Below are 10,594 nucleotides of genomic sequence, written 5' to 3'. Positions count from 1 at the left end.
TCAGTCCAGCGGCACCTCCACAAACTCCACCAGGCCTTCGCGCAGAAGCACTTCGGCAATGGCGGGACCGGTGGACACCCGCCGGATCCGCTCGGTGACCCTGGCCAGCGCCTTGTGGGGGTCGCTGCCGAGGGGGAGGGTGGCGAGAACGTCGGGCAGGGCCAGCTGGCCGATGGCGATCACCGGCTGACCCGCCACCACGCCGGCCTGCAGAAACTGGGTGAGGGTGAGAATCCCGAGCGGCGAAGCCGTGCCCGTGGCCAGGGCCAGATTGGTGAGCCGGGTGGCGATCGAGGTGCAGCGGTGGGCCACCGTGCCGGCACCCACTGCCCCGCTGAGTTCGGCGACAGGGGCCAATCCCGAACCCTGGAGCGGGGGCACCGCCATCGGATTCACCACCACGTTGTAGGTGGGACGGGGGATCAGTCCGAGGCCGATCCAGTAGCGGCCGGCATCCTCCACGCAGCCGAAGCCGTACACCGCCTCACCACTGAGCCGCGACACCCCCGGTTCCCCCACCTGGGGAGCGGGCATGGGGGCGGCCATGGCCGACTTGCCCAGGGGCTCGGCCGGCAGGCCCAGGGCAGCGGCCAGGCAGAAGGCGGCGGAGAAGGGCTTCACGGGCAGTGGGGCGTGGCTGCGGGCATGTTGGCCCAGCCCGTCAGCGGCGGCGATAGCGGCGGGAGAAGGCGGTGGTCAGTCGGCCGGCCGGTCGCTCCGGCAGCCAGTGGGTGAGGCCGGCGATCAGGCGGTTCACCAGGCCGGGCACCACCAGCGTGCGTCGACCATCCAGGGCGGCCAGGGTGCGCCGGGCCAGATCGTCGGCCTCCATCCACAGCAGCCCGGGAAGGTTGCGGCGGATGCGCTCCTCCACCCCGAGCACGGCGTGGAACTCCGTGTGCACGTAGCCGGGGCAGAGGGCGATCACCCGCACACCGCTCTGCCGGTTCTCCAGGGCCAGCGACTGGGAGAAACGGATCAGGAAGGCCTTGGAGGCGCTGTAGAGCACACTGCCCGGCAGGCCCGGGACCAGTCCGGCGAGGGAGGCCACGTTGATGATGCGGCCGCCACCGCCGGTCTGCATCGCCGGCAGCACGCCATGGCAGAGGGCGGCGCAGCCGGTCACCATCAGCTGCAGCATCGCCTCGGCGCGCTCCCAGGGCAGCCGCTCGAAGGGTCCGCCGAGCCCGAAGCCGGCATTGTTCACCAGGGTGTGCACGGTGAGCTCGCGCTCCTGCAGCTGCCGCAGAAGCCTCCAGGCGGCCCCGGGCTCGGCCAGATCGCTCACCAGGCAGTGCACCTCCACGCCCTGGTCCCGGCGCAGCTGGGCCGCATGGGCTTCGAGGCGATCGAGACGCCGGGCCACCAGCACGAGCGGGGCCGCAGCGTGCTTCGCCTGGCTGGCCAGGCCCCGGGCCAGGGCGGCACCGATGCCACTGGAGGCACCCGTCACCAGGGAGCAGGCCCGAGAGCCCGGCGAGGCCCGCAGCACCACGGGTTCGGTCTGCCCCTCGATCCTCTCGGCCAGATGGAGGCAGGCGTCCATCTCCTGCCACAGGAGCTCACGGCGCTCCGCCGTCACCGCGTAGGAACGGTGGTGCAGATCCCGGCCCATGTAGCGGAGGGCGGCGCCGATGCGGTGCCAGTCCTCCTGATTCAGCCCAGGGGCGAGCCCGCCGGACTCGGGGTGGGGATCGGCAGACACGGGCTGGCACCTGGGGCTGCGGCAGACGCTACGGAAGCGCGGGCACGTGCAGGTCCTGGTGGCGGGTGGCTCGGTTTCGGGCACGTCCGGACCAGTTCGGCCTCTGTCGTGATGGCAGGGAGCCCAGGCGTTCCCCTGCTTTCCAGGCCTGCCCCAGAGCCCGCCAGCCATCGATCAGCCAGACCACTGCGGTGAGCAGCAGCAGCACCAGCTCCTGATGAGGCGGAGCATCCTTGATGGCCGCGGGGAGGGCCGAAGGAATGGCCAGGTCGTCCGCCAATGCGGGAGGCTCGCTTTCCGGCATGGGCGCAGCTGTCGCGGAGGCTGTTGTTGCTGTTGGGGTGGTGCCCGCCTCGAGCACCTGCAGCGCCAGAGGCTGTTCCAGGGCGACGCCCCAGCGAACGGGCGGATGGGCCCGCCAGTAGGGCTCCATGCGGCGGGCTCGCAGCCGTTCGGAGAGGGTGGGGTTCATGGACCAGGTCAGGCCGTGGCGGCCAGCCGCTGGCGCAGCAGGGGCAGTTCGCGGTCGATCAGCTGGCGGGCCTCGGCCAGGTTGGCGGCTTCCCCGAGGGACACGCCGCTGGCATGGGTCACGCGGAACAGGGTGTGGTGGGTGGAGTCGGCAGCCAGGTCCACATGGCAGCCACGGTGGCGCCAGGAGGCTGGGGCTGAGGGCATCTCCATCACGCTCTCCCGATGGAGCCACTGAACTGGAGCGGAGCGGCTTTGGCAAGAGCATCTGCACCTAGCGCCGGCCGGCCCAGGCCCGCTCCCCCCATCCCGGGGCGCCAGGATGGATGGCATCAGCGGAACGGAATCAGGCCCATGCAAGCGAGCTGGAAGGGGGCGGTGATCGCCAGCAGCGACGACATCGTGATGGTGGAGGGCAATGCCTACTTCCCTGCGGAGGCGCTGGATCCGGCCCATGTGCAGCCCTCCGAGCACCGCAGTGTCTGCGGCTGGAAAGGCGAGGCCCACTACTACGACGTGGTGGTGGACGGCGCGGTGAATCCCAACGCCGCCTGGTTCTATCCCGAGCCCAAGGACGCCGCCCGCCAGATCCGCGGCCGGGTGGCGTTCTGGAAGGGTGTGACGGTGCAATGACCCTGGCCCAGGGGTTCACCGGTCCCGACGACGACGCCGCAGTGCTCGATGTGGATCTGCTGCGGTTCGAGCGGGGCGACAGCGCCGCCCGCGCCGCCGTGGTGGATGGGGTGAAGCGCAGCCTGGCCACCGGTTTCGTCACCACCAGCCACGACCTGTCTTCCGCGCTTCTGGATGACGCCTATGGCCTGCTGGAGCAGTTCTTCCGCCTGCCGGAGACGCGCAAACAGGCCTTCGTGGCGGACGGGGCCTGCGGCCAGACGGGCTACACGGGCCATCTGGTGGAAACCGCCGCCGGCGCCAGCCTGGCCGACTGGAAGGAGATGCTCAACTGGGCCGAGCCCCTCCCCGCGGGCCACCCGCTGCGCCGCCGCTTTCCCGTGCTCTACCCGCAGCAGCTGCTGCCGGAGGAGGCCGTGCCGGGGATCAGCGCCGTGCTCGGCGCCTTCCACCGGGCCATCGCCGATCTGCAGCGACGGTTTCTGCGGGTGATCGCCGTGGGGCTCGGCGTTCATGAGGCCCTCTTCGACGCCATGGTGGAGGAGGCGCCCACGCTCACCCGCGCGGTGCACTACCCGCCGATCCACCAGGCACCGGCGGAGGGCCATGTGTGGGCGGCGGCCCACGCCGACATCAATCTGATCACGGCCCTGCCCAGGGCCACGGCCCCCGGACTCGAGGTGCTGGTGGGGGAGCGCTGGGTGCAGGCCACTCCCCCCGATGGACATGTGATCCTCAACAGTGGCCTGATGCTGGAGCGGCTCAGCAACGGGCTGATCCCCAGCGGCTGGCACCGCGTGGTGGCTGAGCCCGGTGAAACCGGCGGGCGCCTCAGCGTTGTGCAGTTCTGCCATCCGCGGCCCTCCACGGTGCTGCAACCGTTCCCCAGCTGCTGCAGCGCTCACCATCCCCAGCGCTTTGCCGCCGAGCTGGCCGCGGATGCCCTCGAGGCCGTGCTGCACCGCATCAACCTGACCGGTTCGGCATGCTGAGAGGCCTGATGCCACTTCCTGTCGATGGCGTGTCCCAGCTGCGGTAGCTGGTCGGTGAAGGCCGACCGCAGCCTGGCCGGGCGGTACGTATGCGGCCGCTGCGGTCGTCCCCTGGGCCTCCACGCGGAGCGGCAGGTCCGCCGCCAGACGAGTCCCGGCGGACGGGTCCGGGGCCTGCGCCGCAGCTGGTGGCTGGTGCTGGGCCTGCTGGCGATCGGTGCGGGGCTTGCGGCGCTGGAATCCTCCCGCCGTCCACCCGGCCGGCTCCCTCCCCTTCCGGCCCCCCAGCGACAGCCCCAGGGCTCGTTGGAGGCCGCACCGCCGGGACGCACGCTCTGAGGCTCGCAGGGGAGGGCGATAGGTTTGCGCTGCTGTACAGCCACTCCCTGCACTCTGCCGATGCGTTTCCTGGCCCTCCACCTCGAACCCGGCACCGATGTGCGCCAGGCACTCGAGCAGGTGGCGGCCCAGGAAGGGGGCTCGGGCTTCGTGCTCAGCGTGGTGGGCAACCTCTCCCAGGCGGCCTTTCAATGTCCCGGCAAGGCTGGCCCCACCCTCCTGGCCGGGGAGCTGGAGATCATCACGCTGCAGGGCACCATCGCCGCCGGGGGGGTGCACCTGCACCTGAGCTTCTCGGACGATGCCTGCCAGGTGTGGGGCGGCCATCTCGAGCCGGGCACCCTGGTGCTCAAGGGTGCCGACCTGCTGGTGGGGCTGTTCGACCCCGAGCCGATCCAGCTGGGTCCCGAGGCCGGCGCCACCGCTCGCCCCGCCATGGCCGCTGCGCCGATGCCACCGCAGCCCGTGCAGCCCCAGGAGCCACGGGTGGAGATCGCGGTGCTGCCGGGCTGCCCCTTCTCGGCCCGGGCCCTGCGGATGCTGCGCACCCTCAGCATTCCCCACCGGGTCACCGAGCCCGGTCAGCCCGGCAGCGTGCCCCAGGTGTTCATCGATGGGGCCTTCATCGGCGGCTATGACGCCCTGGCGGAGTTGCACGCCCAGGGCCAGCTGGAGCACCTGCGGGGCTTCTGAGCCCCGCACCGCCATGGCCGATGCATCCTCCCCAGCCAGCAGCAGCAGTGTGCGGCTCACCACCCTCGATGACTGCGGCCTGGCGATCGGCCGCTACCCCCGCTTCCGCTACGACGCCCGCGGTGGGGGGGGGATCGCCCTGGCGCCACCGGCTGCCGTTCCGGCGGCAGGCCCGTGGCCGCTCCACTTCGATCCGGCCCTGCTGAGGATTCCCGATCTCAGCTGGCGCACCACGCGGATCCTGGGCGTACCGATCCCCCCCGGGGTGCGCATCGGCATCGAACCCCTGGAACTGGACGGCCAGCTCGATCCGGCCTCAGGAGCCGTGGACCTCCACTTCAGGGCCCGCTTTCACTGCAGCCTGGCCGGCCTCTACCGCCCCCCTGCCCTGCAGGTGAACACTCTGCTCAGCACCGGGGAGGTGAGGGGCGAACGGCATCGGGGGCAGGGCGCACCGCTCGGGGCGGATGGCCAGGCCCTGCTCGTGGGGGTGGCCCGGGTTCCGGCCAGCGGCGATGCCGTGCTGGATGCCTTTCTGGGCCTGCCGGATGATGCCCTCGCCGTGCTGCGCTGCCACATCGCCCTTCAACCCGGACCTCGGGCCTAGCCCTGTGCCATAGGTTGACGGCGAGCCCAGCCTGCTCCCGCCATGCAGCGCCATCCCGTTCAGGATTTCCTGCTGTTCCTGGTGGGCGGCAGCCTCTTCGGCGCGGGCATCTTCCTGTTCAGCAACCAGGTGATGGTGGGATCCGCCCTGCGCTTCGGCATCGGCCGCGGCGGCGGTTACGGCTCCTTCTTCTCGGGCACCCTGGCGCGGGGCGTCGGCGACGGGTTCGGGCTGCTGATGGTGCCGCTGGCGGTGGGGGTGGTGCTGCTCTTCGCCGGCCGTTGGCAAAAGGCGGGCTGGTTCCTGATCTGGGCCTCCCTTGCGGCCGTGGCCGCCGGCGTGCTGCAGAGCCTGTTCTTCAGCTTCCGGGAGACCAGCCTCTGGAGCCTGCTCACCATGGTGGTGCTGATGGCCTCGGGTGGTGGTTTGATGTTCCGTTCCCTCGGCGGCTACGACGGTCACGACAGGCCGGGCGGATCCGGTCCGGGTGCCTGAGCCAGACCCGATGTTCTTCCGGATCCATCACACCCTCCACTACCACTACGAAAAGCCGGTGTTCCTGGAGCCGCACACCCTGCGGCTCACGCCCCGCCAGAACGGCGCCCAGCGGCTGCTGAGCCACAGCCTCACGGTGCGTGAACCCGCCGCGGGCTGGACGGCCGTGGAGGAGCCCGGGGGCAGCGACACCACCGAGATCTGGTTCACCGGACTGCGGCAGGAGCTGTGGATCCACACCACGGCGGTGGTGGAAACCCTGCGCTCCAACCCCTTCGCCTGGATCCTCACCGACCCCTCGGCCCAGGAACTGCCCCTGCGCTATGCCCCGGCCACCGCCCAGGCCCTGGCCCCCTTCCTCGGAGGCGCCGAAGCGAGCGTGGCGGCCTGGGCCGCCCAGCTGGCCGCCGAAGCGGGACACCGCACCACCGATCTGCTGATGCTGCTGGCGGATCGGATCCACCACACCTTCGACCACGTGGGCCGCTTCGACGGCGAACCGCTGCAGCCGGAGGAAACCCTGGCCCAGCGCCGGGGCGCCTGCCGCGACACGGCCATGCTCTACGTGGCGGCCTGCCGCAGTCTCGGCCTCGCCGCCCGGTTCGTGAGCGGCTACTCGATGCACCACCCGCCCGAGGTGAGCGAGCACGAGCTGCACGCCTGGGCGGAGGTGTGGCTGCCGGGCGGGGGATGGCGGGCCTACGACCCCAGCCTCGGGCTGGCGGTGGCCGATGGCCACGTGACCCTGGTGGCGGCGGCCGATCACAGGCTGGCCGCCCCGGTGAGCGGCCACTACCGGGGCACGGGCGTGGGCTCGCAGCTGCACTACCGCGTGCGGGTGGAGTCCAGCCCCGACGGGGAGCGCTTCCTGCGGCCCGAGGGCACCACCCTGCTCGCCGACCCCCGACACAACCGCGACACGGCCTTCAGCCGCGAGGAACGCCAGCTGCTGCGGCTCGACGCTCTGCTGCCCGCGGCCGTGGAGACCCTGGAGCAGCAGGTGGAGCGGGCGTGGCGGGGGTTTGAGGCTCTGCAAGGAGAGCTGGAGCGGTTCGTGTATCTCGATCGGCTGCGCCGGAGCAACCGCACCCTCTTCCATGCCTTCCTGCAGGAGCACATCGAGGCCGCCCTGCCCGTGGTCTACACCCCCACCGTGGGCCGGGTGATCCAGGGCTACAGCCACAGCCATCAGCCGTCCGACCTGGGTGTCTTCCTGACGCCGGAGCAGCAGGACCGGCTGCCGGAGCTGCTGCGCCAGGCGAGCGATGGCCCCGTGGACCTGCTGCTCATCACCGACGCCGAGGGGATTCTGGGCCTGGGCGACCAGGGCGTCGGCGGCATCCACATCTGCCAGGGCAAGCTGGCGGTGTACACGCTCTGCAGCGGCCTCCATCCCAGCCGCGTGCTGGCCGTGGTGCTGGATGTGGGCACCGACAACCCGCAGCTGCTGGCTGATCCGCTCTACCCGGGTCGGCGCCAGCCGCGGTTGCGGGGCGAGGCCTACGACCGCTTCCTCGATGCCGTCGTTGCGGCCGCCACCCAGGTGTTCCCCGGCGTGTTCCTGCACTGGGAGGACTTCGGCAAGTCCCAGGCCCGCCGCGTGCTCGACCGCTACCGCGACCGGGCCCCCAGCTTCAACGACGACATCCAGGGCACCAGTGGCGTGGCCGCCGCCGTGGTGCTGGCGGCCTGCCGCGGGTTGAACGCCGGCCTGACGGACCAGCGGATCGTGATCTTCGGGGCGGGCACCGCCGGTTGCGGCATCGCCGAACGGCTGCTGCGGCTGCTCCAGGCCGCCGGTCTGAGCGCCGACCAGGCCAGGGAGCGGCTGTGGGCCCTCGACCGCCATGGCCTGATCGTGGAAGGCCAGCCCGGACTCGGCGGCCCGGCGGGGGGCCTGGCCAGAGCTGCCCAGGAAGGAGCGCACTACCAGCGCGACGCTGACGGGCGGATCGGCCTGCTGGAGGTGGTGCGCCAGGTGCGGCCCACCGTGCTGATCGGCACCTCCACGGTGGCCGGGGCCTTCAGCCAGGCCGTGGTGGAGGCGATGGCCGCCGGCTGCGAGCGGCCCCTGATCCTTCCCCTCTCCAACCCCACCGCCCTGGCGGAGGCCACCCCGGCCGATCTGCTGGCCTGGAGCGGCGGCCGCGCCCTGGTGGCCACCGGCAGCCCGTTCGCACCGGTGGTGTGGCACGGCCGGGAGCGGGTGATCGGGCAGTGCAACAACTGCTTCCTCTATCCCGGCCTCGGCTTCGCCGCCGTGGCCGTGGGTGCCGAGCGGGTGAGTGAAGCGATGGTGGATGCCGCCCTGGAGGCCCTGGCCGCAGCCATCCCTGCCGCCCAGGACCCCGAAGCACCCCTGATGCCATCCCTGCGGCAGGTGCGGGCGGTGTCGCGGGCAGTGGCGGAGGCGGTGGCCACGACAGCGGTGGCCGCAGGGCTGGCCCGGTTGGCCACCACCCCCGAGGAGGCCCGGCGCTGCCTGGATCAGGTCACCTGGGAGGCCACCTATGGGCAGGGCGGCTACGGGTAAGGCGGCTTCGGGTCGGGCAGCTACGGGGAGACGCCCTGAGGCGCAGACCGGAACGGCAGCAGCCTCCAGAGCGGTTGGGGAGACACCGAGCCCGAACGAAGCGGGCGGTGTCCCAGCCGGATCGGCAGCAGGCTGCGCCGGAACCAGCCATCGGGAGGAACGGGCTGGAACAGCCGGGCCAGCACCACGATCAAGGCCACGGGTTCCAGCGGTGCCCGGCGCTGCGGCCAGAGCCCCGGCTGGCGGTAGAGCAGCTGCTGCAGCCGCTCGCGCTGAAGGTCGGTGAGCTCGCCCCACACACAGCCGAGGCTGGAGCCGCGCCGAGCTTCCACCCGCACCGGCCAGCCGCCGGGTTCGGCATCGGGCCCGGCGGCGCCCCAGCGCAGCACGGCCGTGGCTCCGGGGCTGAGCAGGGCTCCGCTGAGCTCCACGCCCCCCTCGCTGATGGCGCCAAGCTGGCAGGGCAGTCCGTTCAGGTGGGCGGAGGCCTGCAGCGAAAACCAGGGGAGCTCACTGCCGCGCGGCCGGTCCCAGCAGCTGCGCAGGGCCAGGGCGAGCAGCAGGCTGTTCAGTCCACTCCACGCCAGGCCCAACGCGAGGCTGGCCGGACTGATCGGATCGAGATCCGGCATGCTGGGATCCGGGCTGGAGCCCAGCAGGTTGACCAGGGCCACCAGCTGCACCACCAGCAGGCCCAGCAACGGCACCCACAGCCGCGGGTCGGCCCCCACCACCCTGCCGCGGGCCAGGCCCTTGGGGGTCACCTGGAAGTGGGCCGGGCGCCGGCACAGCCAGCGGGCGATGGTGGCCACCAGCGGCAGCAGGAAGGTCCAGCGATACAGCTCGGGCATCAAGCCGGTGCGGGCCTGGCCGCTGAACCAGCGGGCCAGCAGCAGCTGGGCAGCGAAGAAGGGCAGGGCGTAGCGCAGCAGGCCGTCGGCGCTCACCTGCAGCGGCAGCACGCCGAACAGTCCGATGGCAAGGGGCGTCAACGCCAGCAGCAGCTGCGGCAGCGCGTTGAACCAGTGCAGGATGCCCTCCAGAAAGGCGATGCGCTGCAGGGGCGTTAATCCGGAGATGGTGAGCGGGTTGGCGCCGCTGCGGAGGGTCTGCAGGGTGCCACTGGCCCAGCGGCAGCGCTGCCGTGCCATCGCCGCGGCAGTGAAGGGGGCGAGTCCGGCACTGAGCTTCTCGGGCACGAACAGGCACTCCCAGCCGGCGGCTGTGAGCCGGATGCCGGTGGAGAGGTCTTCGGAGGAGGTGGCGGTGTCGAAGCCCCCCAGCGCTTGCAGGGCGGAACGGCGCACCAGGAACGATGTGCCGGCGCAGACCACCGCCCCCACCCCCTGCCGCACCGGTTCGATCCAGCGGTAGAAGCTCTCCTCATCCGGCATCAGCCAGCGCTCCAGCCGCAGGTTGCGGATCACCGGATCGGCGTTCATGTAGGTCTGGGGGGTCTGCACCAGCCCCACCTGCTCCTCGGCGAACAGGCCCACGCTGCGGCGCAGGAAGCTGCCGAGGGGCACCACATCGGCATCGAACACCGCGATCAGATCGCCGCGGAGCTGGGGAAGCACGTGGTTGAGATTGCCCGCCTTGGCATGGTGCCGCTCCTCCCTGGCGCTGTAGCGGCAGCCCAGAGCCCGGCACAGTGCCGCCAGCTCCGGCCGGGCCGCGTCATCCAGCAGCCACACCGTGACATGGGGATAGTCGAGGGCCAGACAACCGCGAAGGCAGCGTTCCACCACCTCCAGGGGCTCGCCGTAGGTGGGGATCAGCACATCCACACTGGGCAGGGAGAAGGCGGGCAGGGAGGACACGCCTGGTGCCGCGCGCAACCCCGTCCGGGCGGCATCACTGGCCTGCAGCCGCTGCTCGAGCACCAGCGCAGCCCGCTCGACCCGGGCGCGGATGCCGGGGTCGGGGGCGAGGCTGAACAGCAGCTGCAGAAAGCTGTGGACCAGGAGCCAGAGCTCGGCCAGCAGCACGAGCACGCTCAGGCTGCCCACCAGGAGATCATCGAGCACCAGGGTGCTCGTCACCCGCCAGTGCACGTAGCGGGCCGCCAGCAGCAGCAGCAGCCCTACAGCCCAGGGAAGTCGCATCAGCCTGGACGGTCAGGGGCG

12 protein-coding genes are annotated in these 10,594 nt (G+C 71.7%); 7 read left to right on the top strand and 5 right to left on the bottom strand.

What is annotated here, in order from left to right; genetic code table 11:
• From CPCC7001_RS02305 to CPCC7001_RS02290, 4 genes are read right to left on the bottom strand one after another with little or no spacing between them, the layout of a single operon-like run.
• Positions 1 to 621: a hypothetical protein gene (locus CPCC7001_RS02305; RefSeq protein WP_006909942.1), complete on the bottom strand. Its 621-nt coding sequence runs from the start codon at positions 619 to 621 to the stop codon at positions 1 to 3.
• A gap of 40 nt (positions 622 to 661) precedes the next feature.
• On the bottom strand, positions 662 to 1,705 hold the full coding sequence (locus CPCC7001_RS02300) for an SDR family oxidoreductase (protein ID WP_006911468.1): 1,044 nt from the start codon (positions 1,703 to 1,705) through the stop codon (positions 662 to 664).
• 28 nt (positions 1,706 to 1,733) lie between these two features.
• Complete coding sequence (locus CPCC7001_RS02295) at positions 1,734 to 2,177, bottom strand: hypothetical protein (protein ID WP_006911185.1); 444 nt, start codon at positions 2,175 to 2,177, stop codon at positions 1,734 to 1,736.
• Positions 2,178 to 2,185: 8 nt separating this feature from the next.
• Positions 2,186 to 2,383, bottom strand: coding sequence for a hypothetical protein (locus tag CPCC7001_RS02290; protein WP_156796651.1), 198 nt, complete (start codon positions 2,381 to 2,383; stop codon positions 2,186 to 2,188).
• 147 nt (positions 2,384 to 2,530) lie between these two features.
• Here CPCC7001_RS02290 and CPCC7001_RS02285 point away from each other — a divergent pair, with 147 nt between their 5' ends.
• The 7 genes from CPCC7001_RS02285 to maeA are packed head-to-tail and all read left to right on the top strand — an operon-like array spanning position 2,531 to position 8,468.
• Positions 2,531 to 2,809, top strand: a complete 279-nt coding sequence (locus tag CPCC7001_RS02285; RefSeq protein WP_006911077.1) for a DUF427 domain-containing protein — start codon at positions 2,531 to 2,533, stop codon at positions 2,807 to 2,809.
• Positions 2,806 to 3,801 carry an isopenicillin N synthase family oxygenase gene (locus CPCC7001_RS02280; protein WP_006909612.1) on the top strand — a complete coding sequence of 332 codons (996 nt, stop codon included), beginning with the start codon at positions 2,806 to 2,808 and terminating at the stop codon, positions 3,799 to 3,801. The genes CPCC7001_RS02285 and CPCC7001_RS02280 overlap by 4 nt, the downstream gene beginning before the upstream one ends.
• Positions 3,802 to 3,825: 24 nt before the next feature.
• Complete coding sequence (locus CPCC7001_RS02275; RefSeq protein WP_156796650.1) at positions 3,826 to 4,140, top strand: hypothetical protein; 315 nt, start codon at positions 3,826 to 3,828, stop codon at positions 4,138 to 4,140.
• A gap of 60 nt (positions 4,141 to 4,200) precedes the next feature.
• The gene (locus CPCC7001_RS02270; RefSeq protein WP_006910280.1) at positions 4,201 to 4,833 is read left to right on the top strand and encodes a PCC domain-containing protein; all 633 of its coding nucleotides are present in this window, start codon (positions 4,201 to 4,203) and stop codon (positions 4,831 to 4,833) included.
• A 13-nt stretch (positions 4,834 to 4,846) separates the two neighbouring features.
• On the top strand, positions 4,847 to 5,440 hold the full coding sequence (locus CPCC7001_RS02265) for a hypothetical protein (RefSeq protein WP_006909845.1): 594 nt from the start codon (positions 4,847 to 4,849) through the stop codon (positions 5,438 to 5,440).
• 42 nt (positions 5,441 to 5,482) lie between these two features.
• A complete protein-coding gene (locus tag CPCC7001_RS02260; RefSeq protein ID WP_006910490.1) occupies positions 5,483 to 5,935 on the top strand; it encodes a hypothetical protein in 453 nt (150 codons plus the stop codon).
• Complete coding sequence (gene maeA, locus CPCC7001_RS02255) at positions 5,928 to 8,468, top strand: oxaloacetate-decarboxylating malate dehydrogenase (RefSeq protein ID WP_225867149.1); 2,541 nt, start codon at positions 5,928 to 5,930, stop codon at positions 8,466 to 8,468. Before CPCC7001_RS02260 ends, maeA begins: the two co-directional genes overlap by 8 nt.
• 20 nt (positions 8,469 to 8,488) lie before the next feature.
• On the opposite strand, the gene CPCC7001_RS02250 is transcribed toward maeA, so the two are convergent.
• Positions 8,489 to 10,573, bottom strand: a complete 2,085-nt coding sequence (locus tag CPCC7001_RS02250; RefSeq protein ID WP_006910288.1) for a glycosyltransferase — start codon at positions 10,571 to 10,573, stop codon at positions 8,489 to 8,491.
• Between the last annotated feature and the right edge of the window lie 21 nt (positions 10,574 to 10,594).

Source organism: Cyanobium sp. PCC 7001 (assembly GCF_000155635.1).
Classification (GTDB): domain Bacteria; phylum Cyanobacteriota; class Cyanobacteriia; order PCC-6307; family Cyanobiaceae; genus NIES-981.
This window is presented reverse-complemented; position numbering and strand designations above follow the sequence as displayed.